The sequence below is a fragment of the Flavivirga spongiicola genome, assembly GCF_030540825.1.
In the GTDB taxonomy this organism is placed as follows: domain Bacteria; phylum Bacteroidota; class Bacteroidia; order Flavobacteriales; family Flavobacteriaceae; genus Flavivirga; species Flavivirga spongiicola.
In genome coordinates, this window is record NZ_JAUOEO010000001.1 from 2,445,124 (window position 1) to 2,462,634 (window position 17,511).

Annotated in this window: 20 protein-coding genes; all 20 read left to right on the top strand. The window is 30.2% G+C overall.

Annotated elements, in window-relative coordinates:
- The first annotated feature begins 13 nt into the window (after positions 1-13).
- The 20 genes from Q4Q47_RS09720 (at position 14) to Q4Q47_RS09815 (ending at position 17,493) form a co-directional block, all read left to right on the top strand.
- A complete protein-coding gene (locus Q4Q47_RS09720) occupies positions 14-1,372 on the top strand; it encodes a RagB/SusD family nutrient uptake outer membrane protein (protein WP_303306461.1) in 1,359 nt (452 codons plus the stop codon).
- A 293-nt stretch (positions 1,373-1,665) separates the two neighbouring features.
- Complete coding sequence (locus Q4Q47_RS09725; RefSeq protein ID WP_303306462.1) at positions 1,666-2,328, top strand: MORN repeat-containing protein; 663 nt, start codon at positions 1,666-1,668, stop codon at positions 2,326-2,328.
- Between the two features lie 89 nt (positions 2,329-2,417).
- Positions 2,418-3,590: a peroxiredoxin family protein gene (locus Q4Q47_RS09730; RefSeq protein ID WP_303306463.1), complete on the top strand. Its 1,173-nt coding sequence runs from the start codon at positions 2,418-2,420 to the stop codon at positions 3,588-3,590.
- Positions 3,591-3,895: 305 nt separating this feature from the next.
- The gene (locus Q4Q47_RS09735; protein ID WP_303306464.1) at positions 3,896-5,188 is read left to right on the top strand and encodes a tyrosine-type recombinase/integrase; all 1,293 of its coding nucleotides are present in this window, start codon (positions 3,896-3,898) and stop codon (positions 5,186-5,188) included.
- A 179-nt stretch (positions 5,189-5,367) separates the two neighbouring features.
- Entirely contained in the window at positions 5,368-5,853 is a 486-nt protein-coding gene (locus Q4Q47_RS09740) for a hypothetical protein (protein ID WP_303306465.1), read from the top strand.
- An 88-nt stretch (positions 5,854-5,941) separates the two neighbouring features.
- The gene (locus tag Q4Q47_RS09745) at positions 5,942-6,316 is read left to right on the top strand and encodes a helix-turn-helix domain-containing protein (RefSeq protein ID WP_303306466.1); all 375 of its coding nucleotides are present in this window, start codon (positions 5,942-5,944) and stop codon (positions 6,314-6,316) included.
- Positions 6,232-7,302 (top strand): AAA family ATPase, encoded by a 1,071-nt coding sequence (locus tag Q4Q47_RS09750; RefSeq protein ID WP_303306467.1) that lies wholly within the window; start codon positions 6,232-6,234, stop codon positions 7,300-7,302. The genes Q4Q47_RS09745 and Q4Q47_RS09750 overlap by 85 nt, the downstream gene beginning before the upstream one ends.
- A 120-nt stretch (positions 7,303-7,422) precedes the next feature.
- A complete protein-coding gene (locus Q4Q47_RS09755) occupies positions 7,423-7,563 on the top strand; it encodes a hypothetical protein (protein WP_303306468.1) in 141 nt (46 codons plus the stop codon).
- A gap of 281 nt (positions 7,564-7,844) precedes the next feature.
- Positions 7,845-8,237 (top strand): hypothetical protein, encoded by a 393-nt coding sequence (locus Q4Q47_RS09760; RefSeq protein ID WP_303306469.1) that lies wholly within the window; start codon positions 7,845-7,847, stop codon positions 8,235-8,237.
- Between the two features lie 4 nt (positions 8,238-8,241).
- A complete protein-coding gene (locus tag Q4Q47_RS09765) occupies positions 8,242-10,752 on the top strand; it encodes a DUF4132 domain-containing protein (RefSeq protein WP_303306470.1) in 2,511 nt (836 codons plus the stop codon).
- 17 nt (positions 10,753-10,769) lie between these two features.
- On the top strand, positions 10,770-11,594 hold the full coding sequence (locus Q4Q47_RS09770; RefSeq protein ID WP_303306471.1) for a DUF695 domain-containing protein: 825 nt from the start codon (positions 10,770-10,772) through the stop codon (positions 11,592-11,594).
- Positions 11,595-11,602: 8 nt separating this feature from the next.
- Positions 11,603-12,160 carry a hypothetical protein gene (locus Q4Q47_RS09775; RefSeq protein WP_303306472.1) on the top strand — a complete coding sequence of 186 codons (558 nt, stop codon included), beginning with the start codon at positions 11,603-11,605 and terminating at the stop codon, positions 12,158-12,160.
- Positions 12,161-12,168: 8 nt separating this feature from the next.
- The gene (locus Q4Q47_RS09780; RefSeq protein WP_303306473.1) at positions 12,169-13,233 is read left to right on the top strand and encodes a tetratricopeptide repeat protein; all 1,065 of its coding nucleotides are present in this window, start codon (positions 12,169-12,171) and stop codon (positions 13,231-13,233) included.
- 21 nt (positions 13,234-13,254) lie between these two features.
- The gene (locus Q4Q47_RS09785) at positions 13,255-13,680 is read left to right on the top strand and encodes a hypothetical protein (protein WP_303306474.1); all 426 of its coding nucleotides are present in this window, start codon (positions 13,255-13,257) and stop codon (positions 13,678-13,680) included.
- Positions 13,681-13,888: 208 nt separating this feature from the next.
- A complete protein-coding gene (locus tag Q4Q47_RS09790) occupies positions 13,889-14,281 on the top strand; it encodes a hypothetical protein (protein ID WP_303306475.1) in 393 nt (130 codons plus the stop codon).
- A 4-nt stretch (positions 14,282-14,285) separates the two neighbouring features.
- Positions 14,286-15,008: an SMI1/KNR4 family protein gene (locus Q4Q47_RS09795; protein WP_303306476.1), complete on the top strand. Its 723-nt coding sequence runs from the start codon at positions 14,286-14,288 to the stop codon at positions 15,006-15,008.
- A gap of 49 nt (positions 15,009-15,057) precedes the next feature.
- Entirely contained in the window at positions 15,058-15,843 is a 786-nt protein-coding gene (locus tag Q4Q47_RS09800; RefSeq protein ID WP_303306477.1) for a hypothetical protein, read from the top strand.
- A gap of 10 nt (positions 15,844-15,853) precedes the next feature.
- On the top strand, positions 15,854-16,315 hold the full coding sequence (locus Q4Q47_RS09805) for a hypothetical protein (protein WP_303306478.1): 462 nt from the start codon (positions 15,854-15,856) through the stop codon (positions 16,313-16,315).
- A gap of 74 nt (positions 16,316-16,389) precedes the next feature.
- Positions 16,390-16,785 (top strand): hypothetical protein, encoded by a 396-nt coding sequence (locus Q4Q47_RS09810; protein WP_303306479.1) that lies wholly within the window; start codon positions 16,390-16,392, stop codon positions 16,783-16,785.
- Between the two features lie 27 nt (positions 16,786-16,812).
- The gene (locus Q4Q47_RS09815) at positions 16,813-17,493 is read left to right on the top strand and encodes a DUF6891 domain-containing protein (protein ID WP_303306480.1); all 681 of its coding nucleotides are present in this window, start codon (positions 16,813-16,815) and stop codon (positions 17,491-17,493) included.
- The last annotated feature ends 18 nt before the right edge of the window (positions 17,494-17,511 follow it).

Genomic DNA, 17,511 nt, shown 5'->3' on the forward strand with positions numbered 1-17,511 from the left:
AAGATTTTTTAAAATGAAAAAAATATTTAATATATACGTATTCTCTATTCTAATAACTTTTACAAGTTGTGATGACTATTTAGATGTTGAGCCCATAGGTCTTGTTGTACCTGAAAATGTAGAACATTTTGATTTATTGTTAAACGGAGAGCGAAATATCGTATTTACATCAGATCAAGATGATTTAGTTATATCTGCAAATGATTTTGTTCCAGGCACTTTTAGCTTTGGTAATTTAGATGATCCAAGTAATCAAACTTTACAGTTGTTTTCGTGGAATTCAGATTTATATACAGATTCAGATCCTAAACAAATTTGGAGCCTACCATATGCTAATATTTACACATTTAATTCGGTCGCTAATAGTGTAGAAAACGCTTCTTTAGTCCCTACCTATGTTGAAGGAGACAAAGTTAGAATTAAAGCAGAGGCGCAAACACAGCGCGCTTTCGAGTATTGGATGTTGGTGAACTCTTTTGCTAAACAATATGATGCTAGTACAGCAGCTTCAGATCTGGGTGTTCCTTTAGTGACTACCGCAGATGTTTCTCAAACAACACCACAAAGGTCAACTGTGCAAGAAATCTATGATTTTATTTTAAAAGACCTTGAAGAGGCCGTAGTTAATTTATCTTCAGAACCAGTTAATTTAGCACGTCCTTCTAAAGGAGCCGCCTACGCCATGTTAAGTCGTGTTAAATTATATATGGGAGCCTATGCTGAAGCCATTACTTATGCTGATCTTGCCCTTGCTGAAAATAGTTTTATTGCAGATTATACAGTTGGTATTGATGACTTAGAAGATGAAAATTATATGCGGAAAATGATGGGAGTTGGTTTAGGCTACAGAGGTGGGCCTCTAACGTCTTCTCTTGTTAATATTTTTGATGCCACTGATGCCCGTTTAACTGAACTCACCAGAGATAATTTTAATGGCGATGGAACCACTATAATTACAAGTATTTTTACTCAAAGAGTAACTATATGGCCTACTGTACCAGAAGTTCATTTAATTAAAGCCGAATGCAATGTCCGTTTAAATAATGATTCTGCGGCTATTGACGATTTAAACACCGTAAGGGTCAAAAGAATTCCTGCATATACTAATTTAACCGATGCTGATTTTGTTTCTAATGCTGAATTGTTGGCCTTTACTTTAGAGGAAAAAAGAAGAGAGACCTTTAGAATGAATTTACGCTGGTTTGAACTTAAACGCCTTAATCTAGAACCTGCTACAGCAACAACGCTTGTTCATACCTTACCAGATGGCGTTACTAGCTTCACTTTAACGCCTGGAGCCAATAATTGGGTGTTTCCTATCCCTCAACAAGTCTTAAATTTTGCTGATTTAGAACAGAATCCAAGAGATTAATTAATAATTACAAACACCATAATCATAGTAACATGGTTATGGTGTTTACCTTAAAAATAAACACATGAAACTTCCATAACGAACAGTCAATACTCAAAGAAATGACTAAATGGAAGCTACATGTGATCGATAAAAAACAAATACTAAAGACACATGAAACGAATATTAATAAATTTTAGGCATTTTTTCCCGAAAGGGAATGTTTAAAATTTTTAATGTGAGAGCGTAGCGGTTACATACGTTCTCAATTTTATAATTAATTTATTATCAAATAATTACTAAAATTTAAACGTATGAAATACCTTTTAATATGCGCCTTTTCTTTATTTACGTCATACAACACTGTAAATAAGATCGCCCAAGACTGTAAAGTAAAATTAGAAGCCATCAATAAAAAATATGAAGGTGATTGTAAAAAAGGCTATGCTCATGGCTTTGGTAAAGCATGGGGAGCATCTGATTATTATGAAGGAAAATTTCATAAAGGACTTCCTCATGGCGAAGGTTCTTATACTTGGGAGAATGGTAATACGTATGTAGGTAACTTTTCTAAAGGACTCATGGATGGTAAAGGTGTATTAACCCTAAAAGGTCTTTCTGGCAAAGAGACTATTAAAAAAGGATTCTTTAAAAAAGGTAAGTATTTAGGTGTTTATGAAAGACCTTATAAGGTCATTTCACAAACAGGTATTAGAACCATTAAATTTAGAGAAAATAGTATCAAACAAAATGAAGTAAGGATAACTGTTTATAAGGATGGACAAATAATAACACCTAGTTTTACTATAACTGACTTAAATAACACCCCTGTAGAAAACAGAAATGGAACCGTATTAACAAACGTGGTGTTTCCTTTAAAAAGAGTTGATCTGTCTTTTAATGTAGATACCTTTACATATAAAGCCATTTTTGAAATCTATAAAGAAAGTAACTGGGAAGTCACCTTGTCTTTATAAAAAAGTGCTCGTATAAAAAAACGGTTATTTAACAAAATAAATCATCTACCTCTTTACCATTTAAAATATTAATCCTGAAATAAAAAATCATGAAACAAATAAGTAAAACTCTTTTTTCCTCTCTCTTTGTCCTAATCTTTATATTGAGCTGCCAGACAGAAAAAAAACATATTGAAATTGAAATTGATTATTCTAAAGTACTAGATCTAGATGGTAAATACTTATACTTATCTATTAATAAAGCTATTGAATTCCCAAAAATAGATTCTGTTTTAATAGAAAAGGGTAAGAAAATCCATTTTTCAATGGATAAAAAAAATAATGAATCTTTATATAACTTAACATTAGAAAAAGAGCGTGTTCCTAGCACTACTTTTTTTGCAGGTACAGATGATATTCAAATTACCCTAATAAAAAACAGCGATGATGACAGAATTACGGCTTCTGTAAACAGTCTGGGCATAGAGCAAATAGCCTATAATAGCTATTTAGAAGGTCTAAAACCTTTAGAAGATCAAGAAAAAAAATTGTCCAAAGAATGGCGTATTTTAGTTAAAGAAAAAAAACATTTAATTCCCGAATTAAGAAGAGTTCCAGACTCTATGTCTAGTCTTGTTCGAAAACAAACAAGAGCTTATTACAAAGATTATATCGCCAATAATAATGGGGTCTCTTTATATCTTTTAAATACGACATTAAGATTCGCTTATAACGCTAAAGATTTAGATAGTATATTAAATAGCTACTCTAAAACATACCATAATGATTTTTTATTTACAAGTTTAAGAGAAAAGGTCAATATTATGAGAAATGTTGAAATAGGTGCCATTGCTCCAGATTTCACGATGCCGGATGTTGATGGTAACTCTGTCTCTTTATCCTCCTTTAGGGGGAAATATGTACTACTAGATTTTTGGGCTTCTTGGTGTGGTCCTTGTAGAGCAGAAAACCCTCATGTGGTTGAAGCCTATAATGCTTATAAAGATAAAGGGTTTGAAGTATTAGGAGTCTCTTATGACTTTCCGGGAAAGCGAGATAAATGGCTAAAAGCTATTGAAGATGACAAATTACCTTGGACTCAAGTATCTAATCTATTAGGCTGGAAAGATCCTACAAGTAAATTATATAATATTAGTGGTATTCCTTCTCCTTTTCTAATTGATCCTGAAGGTCGGATTATTGCAAAAAATAATGAAATACGAGGCGAAAAACTAATGGAAAAACTATCAGAAATATATGATAGTAAAAAATCCGTTAATTAAAAAATACTTAAAACTCCATATCAAAATCAGGTAATCACACTAATAATGGTCGTTTCAGAGAATAAAAAAGCGGGAGAAACCAATAAAAAAATGATTTTTCCCGCAGTGTACTCAAGGTGGTAGTACTTTTGTGCAATTTTAGAACATAAGTTCTCTCTGTTATTTCGTGATTATTTCAGTAAAAACGCAATAAATACCTCTTGTTAAAGGATTTTTTGCTCTTTGGGCAAATTGTATTAAGTTGCATTACATTGTTGTTAGCCGTACAAAAATATTTATATTTGTACGGTTACTAAATTTATAATATGGCAACTGTTAATTTTTTATATCGTTCTACTAGAGACAATGAACCTTTAAATGTGAGGTTGTTGTTTAGGTATGAGGATATCGATTATTCCAAAGGGGCAAAAACAAAACTACATATTTACACTCATGACGAATTAAGTGAGGATGATAAGCTAAATGCAAAGTTTTATTGGAAGAAGTTACACTCAAAGAAGAATGTCAAGGATATTGATTTGGAGAATAAACAAACTAAAATAAATGCAGAGCTTAATAAAATCAAGAATTATATTTTAAAGAAGTTTAATGAGGAAAACATAAGCGAGGTAATAAATGATAAAGATTGGCTAAAAAAGACCTTAGAATTCTATTATAACCCTATTGTAGAGAAGATTGAATTGCCAAATGAATTATTAAATTATTTTGATTACTACTTAGACGAAAAAAAGAATAGCCTTGCCAATCAGACTTTAAAAAATTATAATGTAGTTAAGAAACTATTAATTAGATACGAAAACAGTGTTGGGTACAAAATAAAAATATTAGATATTGATTTAAGCTTTAAAAACCAATTTGAGAAGTATTGTTTAGAGCAGGGGTATGCCAATAATACCATATCTAGAGCTATTCATTCCGTAAAAACTATATGTTTGCATGCAAGGTATAACGGTCTAGAAACAAGCTATCAGCTTGAAAAGGTAAAACTCAAGGAGGTTAAAGTAGAAAATATATATCTATCATTTGATGACTTAGAGAAAATTGAAAAAGCCGATTTGAATGCAGAGTATCTAATAAATGCAAGAGATTGGTTAATTATTAGTTGTTATTTAGGACAAAGAATTTCAGATTTACTTCGGTTTAATTCAAATGATATAAGAGAAGAAAAGGGTAAGCCTTTAATTGAATTTACTCAAAAGAAAACAGGTAAAATAATGACCGTCCCTTTGCATCCTAAAGTAATAGAAGTATTAAAGAAGAAAAACGGAGAGTTCCCTAGAACTATCTCTGAGCAGAAATATAACAGTTATATTAAAACTGTTTGTCAAGAAGCCAAACTAAAAGAAAAGGTTAAGGGAAGTAAAAAAGTTGAAACTTTCGAAGGAAGTAAAAAATACAGAAAGCTAACTGGTATTTATGAAAAGTGGGAGCTTGTAAGCTCTCATATAGGACGACGTTCATTTGCAACTAATTTTTATGGTAAAATACCTACTTCATATTTAATTTATGTTACAGGACATTCAACAGAGAAAATGTTTTTGAGTTATATTGGGAAAAGTAATAAAGATTTAGCGATGGAGATAACAAATTACTTCTAGTTATGGAAAACAAAGACGAAGAGTTTGAGAGAATATTCAAGAGGTATATTCGTAGTCTTAAAATGACTTTGAATCATGATGACTTACACCTATCGATAAAAGAGTTTACGACTATTTTAGACCCTAAAGAAATAAGCTTTTTAAAAGTTTGTCTTCAAGAATATTATTATAATGAATACATGAAAGAAGTTATTGGACAATATCCTGAAGTTGTAAAAAGAGTTAAGAAATATTTAAACAAGTTAAATCTTTCAGGTCATCAAAAAAGTAATTTAGAATTTTCATTAGAAAAGCTAAAAAAATACGTTGAACTTAAAAAAAAGGAAATTAACAATCTTCAATTTATTAATAATTTTAATGACTTAAATGAGAATAAAGTTTATAGTTATTTTTATAAAAAATTAGTCGACAAAAAATACCTCACTCAGGAATCGTTAGAACTTTACTTAAAGTTGGCGTTTGAAGAATTAGAATACCCATCTTCTCGTTTTAGGTTTAGCGAAAAAGCAAAATCAAAAAATATAAAGAAAATATTTTATAATTTTTATAAGGTAGAATCCTCAAAGCCACATGGAGAACAAGAAAAATATGTTAAAATATTAGGAGAATATTTTGAGGGTTATAGCACAGATGCTCTTAAGACAAACTTTAGTAAAATCTACTAATAATTAACTAATACAATACTAAACTAACTAAGTTCTTAGACTTCGTTGAAAGAATAAATAATGTTGCATTAATATAAAATTTAATGCAATGGATAAAATTCAATTTATTGGGACAACCCCACATCAATTAGCCGATTTAGTTGATGAAAAAGTAAAGAAATCACTAGAAAAATTAAAAAAAGAATTACTTCACGAAAATGCAAATGATGAATTGCTTACTCGCGAACAAGCGGCAGAGTTGTTGCATATAAACTTATCTACTTTATGGCACTGGCAGCGAAAAGGTAAGATAAAGTGTTATGGAATCTCAGGATCTAGGCGGTATTATAAGCGTTCTGAAATCATGGACGCATTAAAAATTATTAAAAAAATAATGTTATGGATAAGACCCATAACAAAAAGCATACTAAAAGACTTAAAAAAGCTCTTAAAAAATATGAGGTTGATTCTTCAGAAAAATTAAAACCACCTGAAATTGCCTGGGGAATGTTTGATAAAACTCAAACTAAATTTAGTATTTTAGGTACTCTAAGTAATTTCGGATTGGTAACTGGAAAAGCAAAAAGCAGAAAGTCTTTTTTTATAAATATTGTAACGTCAGTTGCATCCTCGAATGACAAGCTTTTAAGTCAATACCAAAGCCGATTACCTAAAGGGAAACGCGGCGTCCTATACTTTGATACCGAGCAATCAAGATACCATGTCCAAGCAGCTTTAAAACGTGTATGTAAACAAATAGGCGTGCCTAATCCGAAGAACTTAAAGGTGTATGGTTTAAGGAGTTTAAATCCAGAAGCAAGACTTAAGTTAATCGAGTTTGCTATCTATAATAACCCTAAGGTTGGTTTTGTTGTGATTGATGGAATAAAAGACCTAATAAAGTCAATTAATAGTGAAGAGGAAGCCACTGAAATTGCAAGTAAATTGTTGAAGTGGACAGAAGAGTGTAATATTCATATCGTTTGTGTACTTCATCAAAATAAAGGAGATAGTAATGCTAGAGGACATCTTGGAAGTGAGTTATCACATAAAGCAGAAACTGTTCTATCGGTCACAAGGGATTCACAGAATAAAGATATTTCGATTGTAGAACCAGTAATGTGTAGAAATCAAGAACCTGATGATTTTGCGTTTGAGATTATTGATGGTCTGCCTGTAGCTATTGAAGATTATGAATTTAGGGTTAAGAAAAAACCTATAAAGGGCGGGTTGTTAAGTATTCCTGATTTTGAAAAGTTTCAAATGCTTAATGAAGTTTACTCTAAAAAAGACGAATATCTTCTGACAGACTTAAGTAATACTTTACAGGAAGTTATTAAAACTAGAAAGCCAGATATGGCTTCTGGGAATAATGCTATGAGAGGGTTTATTAAATATCTAAAAACCAAAGAGTGGCTTATTCAAGAAGCTCCTAGAGCGCCATATAAGTTAGGGGTTTATAAGAAATGACATGTTACATTGTTTAACACTTGTTACTTAACATATCTAAGTGCATATGTTATTAAGTTAAGTGCCTATATATAGGCACTAACATAACACATTAAATATATAATAGTTTAAAATACAATCATGAAGAAAACAAAGATTATTAGAGAAGATCATATTCCAGATTTTGAAGAAAAGGTAAATGAGTATTTGAAAAAAGATTGGAAGCTATATAACAACATTATATCACATAGCGGTTATCTAGTAGCAATAATGTTTAAATAAATACTTGTTTTTTTTTGTTGTTTTAATGACCAAATGCCTAAATACAAGTGATCGATTGTTGATGAGAGCTAAATAATACAAAATTAGCAACAAAGCCCAAAACTGTGTAAAGTGTATAAGAAAAACAATGCGCAACCTACTGCATCAGACCTAAAAATAGCTCACAGTAACTAAAATAATTTCTGTCAATTATTTCGTATAAATTCATTAGATTAGTAGAGTGTTTTTAGTATGAGAATATCATGCTACTTCTCAATACTAATCTATTTTAAACCTAAGTAATGACGACACTAATAATAAAAGACGAAACGGCTTCTGGTGATATTCTTAATGAAATAAGAATTAAAGTTGAAAACGAAAGAACCACACTAAGAGATATAATTACTGCTCGTGTTTTAACTGAAGTTAAATCATATAATGAGAATAAACCTGAAATCTTTAAAGGCTTAATTCAACCAAGCGATGCTGAGAAAACATTAAACGGATTCAGAGTTAAAAAAAGAAAAAATATAGATGGAGAGCAGCAGGTATATGTTGCTTTAGATGCATTCCTTAAAAACGGCTATTTTGTAATTGTAGACGATGAACAAATAACAGATTATAATAAGGAAATTTTAGTGAACTCAGAAACCAAAATTAGTTTTTTAAAATTGACTCCTTTAGTTGGAGGTTGAAAAAATGAATGATTTTTTTAAAAGAATGTTTGGGCATTTAGCAAAAGAAACCCAAAAAGAAACATCAGTAAATAAAGAAGTACAATTATTTTTAAATGATTTTATCAATGAAGCTATAGATGCTAAAGAAGGCTATACAATAAAATTAAGCACCCTTGAGCATTATAAAACGCTTAAAACAAAATCCGTTGGTTTTAAAAAGGATGTGATTCGTCTTTTAATTTATTACAAAAATATTGGATATAGGGGAATCAATAATTCGTGGGCTAAAGAATCATATTATGTAAAAGATGTATTTTCAAAATTAGTAAGCTTATTGATGCGTTTGTCAGACTTGACCTTTGATGAAGATGAATTGTTGCAGTTAAGCAAGGAGTTGTCAGCTAAAAAGAAAGATTATTTTTATACATCCGAATGGCCAATCGTTCCTTTTTTAAGCAGAGTTGAGAAACTGGCAAAAAACACTACACTCACACCAAAGTTAAAACAAAGCCTTAATCATATTCAAAAGTTAGTTTCCAATCAAAGATATGTTTATGCTGACGAGACTAAAGTTTTAAATAAAATTAAGCTTATTAAAGAAGGTCCAAAACAATTTTCTGTTAGTGACAGTGATAAGTTAGGCGGAGCTATTTTAAATACCGCAAAGGCATTTAAAGGAGAAAAGCAAGAAGCATTTATTTCATTATTGAACCATTTTTCAAAAGGAAGAGAAAAAAGCACGCCAACAAAGGCTTGGTTTAAAGACTGCAATAGTAAAATAGAATTAATAGGTGAAGAATTTTTGGTAACCAGTTTTATATCATGGATTGGTTTGATAATACAACAGTTGAAGGTTATTCATAAAGAGAAAACTTATGAATTTACATTTGCTTCAGATGAAAATGTTCAATTGTTACGGTCTGCCATTTGGATGAGTTCTTTATTGAATGATAATAACTTAAATCAAGCTGTAGAAGACTTAGGCTTGTGGAGTTTTAAAAAATTGTCAGGTTATGGTGCCGTTAGTGTTAAATTAGGTAATGCATGTATTTATACGTTCTCTAAATTGCCATATAAGGATGGGGTCTCAAGATTAACAAAGTTTAGAATGAAGATTAAGTACCCTTCTGTACAATCATTAATTACTAAGGCAATTGTTAGAGTTGCAGAGGCAGAAGGTAAGACAATGGACGAAATAGAGGAACTTGCTGTTCAAGATTATAAATTAAATAATGATTATCAACTAACAAAGAGTTTTGATTCTTATAAAGGGATAATAACAATTATAGACAGTAGTACTATAACCTTATTATGGGAGAATGAAAAAGGAAAACAAATAAAAACAATTCCTAAATATGTAAGGGACAATTTTCCAACAGAATTACGCGTGTTAAAAAAACAAGTAAAGGATATACAATCTAATCTCAGCGCACAAAAAAATAGGATAGAAAAAATATTTCTGAGTAAACGACGATGGACTTATTCACAATGGGAAGAGTTATACTTAGAAAATAAATTATTAGCTTTTTTTGGAACTAAACTTATCTGGAACTTTACTGAAAGTAATAAAACGATAAGTGCCATTTTTCATAAAGGAAAGTTTGTCAATACTCAAGGAACTACAAATATTGATTTTAAGAAATCCATAGTAGAATTATGGCATCCTGTTACCGCTACCGTAAAGGAAGTTGAATTATGGAGAACATGGTTAGTTAAAAACAAGGTAAAGCAGCCATTTAAGCAAGCTCACCGAGAAGTATATATAGTTACCGATGCTGAAAAGACAACAAATTCTTATTCCAATAGGTATGCAGCGCATATAATTAGGCAACATATTTTTAATGCTTTATGTAGAGAAAGAGGCTGGCGTTATCAACTTCAAGGGCAATGGGATTCGCATAATATTCCAACCTTATACATCCCTTCGTGGAAGTACAGAATAGAGTTTTGGACAGAAACAGAAGGTGTACATGATTCAGCAAATGATATGGGAATATTTAATTATTTACAAACTGATCAAGTTCGGTTTTATGATGAGTTTAATCAAGTTAATATGATTGATGTTCCCGCGATAGTTTTTTCTGAATGTATGAGAGACGTCGATTTGTTTGTTGGAGTTACTAGTATTGGTGCTGATCCTAATTGGCGAGACGGTGGAGAAGAAAGGTTTCATGGTTATTGGTCAAGTTTTTCTTTTGGAGAATTGGCTACAAGTGGTATCGAAAGAAAGTCATTGCTTGAAAATTTAATTCCAAAACTTCAAATAAAAGATCAATGTAGCTTCGAAGGAAATTTTCTTATTGTAAAAGGTAAATTAAGAATTTACAAAATTCATATGGGCAGCGGTAATATTTTGATGAAGCCCAATGATCAGTATTTATGTATTGTAGCAGATAGAAAAAAAGAGGCAAATGTATTTCTGCCATTTGAAGGAGATTCAACATTGGCAACAATATTAAGTAAAGCTTTTATGTTGGCAAATGATGATAAGATTAAGGATAAGACAATAACGAGTCAAATTGATAGGCATTAAACTTAATTAATAAATAGATGAAGAAAATAATAGTTCTTTTTTTGGGAATGTTTTTGAGTTGTAACCTAGCCATTTCTCAAACCCAAACTGAGAATTGGGAATCTTATATTGCATATTATGAAGGTGGAAAGCCTGGTTCTACAACAGTAAGAATGGATTTAATTAACTCAGCTCCCCTATCAGGATACAATTACGTTTTAGTTACTGGAATAACTTATGAAAGTGAAAGAGAAGATGGTTTCCCTAAGGGAGATCAAACATTTAAGTTATTACATAAAATAGGGGATGAATTGGAAGCTATACTTAATAGAAATGGTGAAAACATTTTAGTTGGCTCTTTTATGCACAATTTTGAAAGATTAGAATATTTCTACCTAAAATCGGATGAGGGAATAAAAAAGAAGATTGAACAATTTTATAAAACCAGCTACCCAAATAAAAAGTACTATTTAAATATTAAAGAAGACAAAAATTGGGAATATTATACTCAGTTTCTTTACCCTAATGAAGAAACTATTAATTATATGGAAGACCAAAAGGTTTTAGAAGCTTTAAAAAATGCTGGAGACAATTTAACTAAAGCAAGAAGAATAGACCATTGGGCTTATTTTTCAGACAATGCTAGTTTGGAATTATTTAAAAAGGAGGTAATAGAACAAGGTTTTAAGATTGAATCTTCAGGTAAGATTGAAGATGAAAATATGCCTTACAGATTGCGTTTTCATAGAGTTGATAATGTAGATATTGATTCTATTTACCCTGTTACATCATCATTGCGTAAAATGTCAATGAAATATAAAGGAGATTATGATGGTTGGGAAACCTCAGTTGAAACTGATTGAAATTAAGGATGAAGAACTATTGTTTAGCTTTTTTTGTTTTTCTAGCAGCACTATTGAATTATAGTTTTGCTCAACATCACACGCCAAATTTTAAAGAATTTGCTTCACAAATTGAACCTACAGATTCTGTTGAGATAGATATAAAGTATAAAAACGGTGTGCAAAAAGTGCAAGGAAAAAGAATAAGGTATGAGTACGGAAATTATGTTTATGAATATTCCATAGGGAAATGGATTGAGTATTATAGGAATGGAAACGTTGCTAATGAGATTGAATACGATAACTTTGGAAATATGCTCGTTTATAAATGGTTTAGCAATGATGATGGTGCTTTAATGTTTGAATCCAAATCAATAAAGATTGATACCAAAGCAAAAACCATTAAAGATTTTCTTAATCCTAAAAAGTATTTTGAAATTCTCACATATAATAAGAAGTACGATTATTCATTTAAAGAATGTAAATGGTATTTGCGTTGTGAAGGACAAATGCTGAACAATACTAAGATAGGTACTTGGAAGAAGTACCATAAAAATGGTCAATTAAAAAAAGAAGTGTTGCATTAATAAAGCGAATGGGAAAAAGACATATAATTTTAATACTTTTTTTAATTCCCTGTATTGGGTTAGCTCAGCTTAATAAGTCTAATTTATTAGGCTCTTGGGTAAAAATAAAAACAGAAATGAAGGACAGCAGCTATTTAATTCCTGTCTACCCAGATTATATTAAACATTTCGAAATGGTTTTTAGAGATAATGATTATGATACAGATTATTATCCTGCTCAGAAAAAGGACAATTCAAATTCTAAATATAAGTTAAGAGGAAATAGGATTGTTGCATCAAAACATTTTGCTTACGAAGTAGAAAAGCTAAATAAAGATTCATTAATTATCGTTGAGCAAATGAAAGGTGTGGAGGATGATAAGTTGAAGAGACATTATTTGATAAAAAAGGCTAATATTAATTTAACTGAAAAGCAAAAGCATATTAGTTCAAACCATTTAATAGCAAACCCTTACTATACACCGCAATTTAGTCAGAATTTAGAGCGATACCTCAATAGAGGACTTCAAAAAACTCATAAGAGTCTTAGTCTAAAAGGGACAATAAATATACTGCTTAAGGATAAAAAAGTTAGAACCGAAATCACATATAGAGATAAAGACGATCCTTTTAGAGAGGGGGTTATTGTAAACCTTTTAAATGAAACATTTAATTTCTGGGATGTTAGTGGATTTGAAAACTATGATTCCATTGCTATTAATTTTGTAATTATCATGGAAAAGACTAAAACCTATAGAGGCCTAAACATTGGTTTACTAACAGATTCATTTACTCAGCTTCGTGGGCTTTATGGTTTAACTTATGAGCAAATAAGAGACGGAAACAAATACTTTAATCTAGGATTGTCAAGTTTTCAAAAAGATAAATTTGATGAAGCAATTAAATATTTCACAAAATCATTTGAAATAAACCACACTAAAGTTGATGCATTGTATAATCGTGCAGCTTGTTATGTTCAAAAAACGGAATATTTAAAGGCCTGTTATGACTGGGCTAGACTTGCAGAATTAGGACAAAAAAGAGGTGAGAAGTTGCTGAAAGAGAATTGTGTTATTGAAAAAACTAAGAACTAAAAACTAGCTATTATAATATCTATGAAATATATATCTAAAGTATTAATTATCGTTTTGTTTTTCGCAAATATGGCTACCTATAGCCAATCAATTAAAGAATCAGAACTTATAGGTAAATGGAATGTTGTTAACTTAGAAGGAGAGCTGCCTTCTGTTGAGGCTGAAAAAGAAACGATGGATGCTTTAATGAGAGCATTTAAAGAATCTACATTTGAATTAGAATCAGATCACAGTTTTACTTTTGATATTGACTTTATTGGAATTGAAGATATGATGATAAAGGTTCATTGGAAGTATGATGCTAAAAAGTCAAAAATTGTTATACAGGAATGGGAAGATAAGGAAAAGTGGAACGGAGGTTTAATGGAAATAATTGTTAAAAAACAGAACGGAAAAGTATTTTTTAGACTAACAGAATCACCCTTCATTCTTGAAGTTAAAAAATGATCTACTTAGAATTTATAGCGATAATTCCTTTGTTTATTTTTATTGTAGATGGATATTATGAGAAAAACATAAAAAAAGGAGTATTACAAATTTTGGCTTTTCTAATTACGATGATAGCAGCAATAGTTTTTATAAAATATTATGGGCTAATTTTTATAGTTTGTGTTCCTGTTTTATTGATAATCTTTTTAATTGTGTTTAATAAAAAATGAATGAAGCATTTAAAATTGTATATGATTTATTAAAATGGATTTCAAAAATTTCAGGATTTACTTATCATGAGGTTAATATTATTGTTTATTTTATTATTATTCCAGTCATATTTATATATATGATTGAAAGAATTTTAAAAACAAACTACCTTAAAATAGGATTTGTAGTGTTGATTCTCTTAACAATCATTATAGTTCCTGATTTTTCGATTTTCTCAACGGCATTATTTAACAAATCAGTTGATTTTTTAAACTGGTTTAGCATAATAGGTCTTAATTATATTCAGGCATCTGTTGTTATTTGTGTGATAGTACCATTAATTATTATGGGTCTATTGATGTATTTAAAAAGAAGAAAAGCGAATAGTAAATTTAAGAACCTAAATTAGAGAAATGAATAATCTTCAAATAATAGAAAAACTTCAATCTTCAACTTTTACTGACGAAGATGGAGAGCAATATACGCTAGACTTCCAGCCTGCTTTATCAGATAAGGAAATTGAAAATTTAAAGAAACAGTTTCCTAATAGCTCAATAGATAAAGAATTGTTAGATATATTGAAATACACCAAGGGATGGGATGGATTTGGATTAGAAAGGGTTTATTTTGATTCCATTGGAGAGTTTGGGTTTTGGGAGCTCTCTCCTTATTCAATAACACTCGGCCATGATGGGTTTGGAAATTTTTGGCTTTTAGATATTGATAAAAACGGAAATTTAGGAAAGGTGTTTTTTGCTTGTCATGATCCAGCTGTATTTATAGTTCATTCACAAAATTTAAATGAATACTTAATGCATTTGGTGGAGTTTTATGAAAAACCAGAATCATGCCATTTAAACGAAGTTCACGATAATACAGTAATGACAGTATGGGATAATAATAATCTCTGTGTTAGCAAAACAGATTTTTTAACCAAAAACACTTCTTTTAAGGGGTTTTTGGATGAATTTGAAGGAGATGAATGGACAGTTGCTGATTTAAGAAATGACAAAAACGGAGATGGTTTTGCTTGGGGAAAATTTGGATCGAATCAATTTACAAAGCGCCATGGTAAAGAACTCATATGGGTTATTAAGAACAAGAAGAAAGGATTCTTTAAAAGATTGTTTGGATAGTGATAACATAAGTAGCCCGATAAGTATATGAATAATAAATTGGAATCATTTGGATAATGTCGAGATACTCTTGTTTATAGGGCTTACCGTTGTGGTTATAGCTTTAATCTTTTGGATGTTTAGCAGAACAGCTGAAGAGAGAGAATATGATAGGAAACTTAAAGAAAGTTTGAAAGATGAATATATAATTGATCCAGAGACTGGTGCTAAATTAACTTTAGAACAAGCAGAATCTGGTCATTGGATAGCTCATGATAACGAGTTTAAAACGATTCCTAAAGCTGAATTAAACAAATTGCCTACTGAAGGAGCAAAACAAGCTGAAATAGCTCTAAATTATTTAAGAGAAAGCAAAGACTATAGAAAAACTAGATTCTCAGAAGAGCAACACAGTGTTTTAGAAGAATTAAAGACTTTTAAAAACTATGATGATTGGTCATACTCAGATTCATATAAATTTGAGGGAGGTGCTGTTTTTCTCCCTTCTGTTGAATTAAACTTAGCTGGACATTATAGAGAGTCTCATTTAATGTTTTGGGTAAAGATAGATTCAATAAATGGGCATTACTTTTTTAGAGAGAAGACATCATCCGAAAAAATATTTGACCTTATTAGAAATGATGATGAAATCAAATCGGACAGATATGAATGCTTTACTATAAAAAAGAGTCATAGCATTATTCAGATTAATCGAATTTTAGAGGCTTTTGAAAAAGAAAAAGGACTGGAAGTTGAAATTGAAAATGATAATTTATTTGTAAAGACACTTAAGCTTGTTTCACTAGAAGACATCAATAGGGTAGAGAAAATGTTAATACCAATTATTAAGGTTTAGAAAAGTAATAATGACAAAACATATATTTAGATTAATCCTTCCTTTAACCTTAATATCTTTTGGGTTAGTCACCAAATGGTGGTTTGGAATTGCGATTGATGCTAAAGATGTGTTTTTTGAAGGATTTCCATTAATTTATAAATGCGAAGGTTTCCATACGTCGTTGTCTACTCAATATTTTATATTCGAACTATTTGTTAATTTGATGACATACTTTCTGTTTTGGTTTGTAGTAACATTTTTAGCAACTCGCATTTGGACAATTAATATACCAGCAAAAATTGTTAAAGTATTTTGGATAGGCTACGGACTGCTTTTTTTAGGATTTGTATTCTTGTCAATAGATTTGAATGATCTTTATTTAAAGAAACGGAATTTTGAAGTAGAGATTTTTGATACTGGAATTTCTATATTTGGAAATACTCCAACCGATAGAGAAAAATATCAGCATCAGATTAAAGAACATAATTAATATTTAAAATGAAAAATGCGTTTATAATCTTTATATTTTTTTCAAGTCCCTTCTTGTTTTCTCAAACTAAGAATTTGAAAACAGATAGTTTGTCGATAGAAAAAGTTTTAGAAAAGATTGATTCCCTAAACTATGATGAAACTGATTTTAATAAAATGACAGAGTATTATATTAAGCACAAGGAAATTAATAATATGATGTCTCAAAAAGCTTCAGAAGGCGATAAAAATGCTGCTGAGTTTCTTGAAATTTTAAAGCTTCCTTTTGATGAGGCTATTAACAGAGTAGGTAAACAAGATATTTATGCTATTATTCATGTGTTTTATTTAAATCTGGAGTTAGAAAAGAAATTCAATAAATTGAATAGAAAACTTGATTCTGAGATAAGAGATTTAAATAAAGAAAAGGAGTATTATAAAAATGAAATCGATCAAGATAAAAAGCTTATTGATAGCCTTAAGAAAAATTAATAGAAAAACTTGAAAATAGAGAAACCCATGAAACAAGAAATAAAAGATGAAGCTTTAGAGCAGTTAAAAAAAGATATTCTTTTTGGTTTTGAAAATGGAGACGAACTTTTCGAAAGTATTCGGGAATTGTTTTATGACGAAGATGATTTTGATGAAGAGTGGTTGAAAGTTGAAATAGAAAGTAGGTTGCAAAAACATGTGGATGACAGTAAAAACTGGCAACATCCTACAGATTTTGAAAGATTAGTAAAGGTATTCGATCAGCTTAATAGAGAAAAAATAGTTAGCCTTCATATGGCAGGTCATACAAGACAAGATGCTGAAGGTGATTGTATGGAAATCATTGATGAACTAGGCGCAATCGGCATAGAGGCTAAAGGTTATTGTTATTATCACTCGCAAGACTTAGAGAGAGCTATTGAAAAAGAACGTATGTTATTTATAGGCTATGATAGTACTAATCAAAATAATGATATAGCTAAAGAGGTCGTAGAAAGAATAGTTGATTTATTACAAACAAATGGATTTAATGTTAAATGGAATGGTTCATTGGATACTCGAATTGAAATAACAAGTATAAATTGGAAAAAAACGCCAGATAATATTGATTATAATTACGGTAGAGTTTTTGAAATCATAGAAAAATATAATAACCCCAAAACGGAATTGAAACCAATGAGGAATAAACCTTTTTGGAAATTTTGGTAAAATATATTTGAAGCATAT

Excerpts from the sequence above, each read along its gene's own strand:
- Q4Q47_RS09720 (WP_303306461.1), top strand. The coding sequence starts at position 14 with ATGAAAAAAATATTTAATATATACGTATTCTCTATTCTAATAACTTTT.
- Q4Q47_RS09725 (WP_303306462.1), top strand. The coding sequence starts at position 1,666 with ATGAAATACCTTTTAATATGCGCCTTTTCTTTATTTACGTCATACAAC.
- Q4Q47_RS09730 (WP_303306463.1), top strand. The coding sequence starts at position 2,418 with ATGAAACAAATAAGTAAAACTCTTTTTTCCTCTCTCTTTGTCCTAATC.
- Q4Q47_RS09735 (WP_303306464.1), top strand. The coding sequence starts at position 3,896 with ATGGCAACTGTTAATTTTTTATATCGTTCTACTAGAGACAATGAACCT.
- Q4Q47_RS09740 (WP_303306465.1), top strand. The coding sequence starts at position 5,368 with ATGAAAGAAGTTATTGGACAATATCCTGAAGTTGTAAAAAGAGTTAAG.
- Q4Q47_RS09745 (WP_303306466.1), top strand. The coding sequence starts at position 5,942 with ATGGATAAAATTCAATTTATTGGGACAACCCCACATCAATTAGCCGAT.
- Q4Q47_RS09750 (WP_303306467.1), top strand. The coding sequence starts at position 6,232 with ATGGATAAGACCCATAACAAAAAGCATACTAAAAGACTTAAAAAAGCT.
- Q4Q47_RS09755 (WP_303306468.1), top strand. The coding sequence starts at position 7,423 with ATGAAGAAAACAAAGATTATTAGAGAAGATCATATTCCAGATTTTGAA.
- Q4Q47_RS09760 (WP_303306469.1), top strand. The coding sequence starts at position 7,845 with ATGACGACACTAATAATAAAAGACGAAACGGCTTCTGGTGATATTCTT.
- Q4Q47_RS09765 (WP_303306470.1), top strand. The coding sequence starts at position 8,242 with ATGAATGATTTTTTTAAAAGAATGTTTGGGCATTTAGCAAAAGAAACC.
- Q4Q47_RS09770 (WP_303306471.1), top strand. The coding sequence starts at position 10,770 with ATGAAGAAAATAATAGTTCTTTTTTTGGGAATGTTTTTGAGTTGTAAC.
- Q4Q47_RS09775 (WP_303306472.1), top strand. The coding sequence starts at position 11,603 with ATGAAGAACTATTGTTTAGCTTTTTTTGTTTTTCTAGCAGCACTATTG.
- Q4Q47_RS09780 (WP_303306473.1), top strand. The coding sequence starts at position 12,169 with ATGGGAAAAAGACATATAATTTTAATACTTTTTTTAATTCCCTGTATT.
- Q4Q47_RS09785 (WP_303306474.1), top strand. The coding sequence starts at position 13,255 with ATGAAATATATATCTAAAGTATTAATTATCGTTTTGTTTTTCGCAAAT.
- Q4Q47_RS09790 (WP_303306475.1), top strand. The coding sequence starts at position 13,889 with ATGAATGAAGCATTTAAAATTGTATATGATTTATTAAAATGGATTTCA.
- Q4Q47_RS09795 (WP_303306476.1), top strand. The coding sequence starts at position 14,286 with ATGAATAATCTTCAAATAATAGAAAAACTTCAATCTTCAACTTTTACT.
- Q4Q47_RS09805 (WP_303306478.1), top strand. The coding sequence starts at position 15,854 with ATGACAAAACATATATTTAGATTAATCCTTCCTTTAACCTTAATATCT.
- Q4Q47_RS09815 (WP_303306480.1), top strand. The coding sequence starts at position 16,813 with ATGAAACAAGAAATAAAAGATGAAGCTTTAGAGCAGTTAAAAAAAGAT.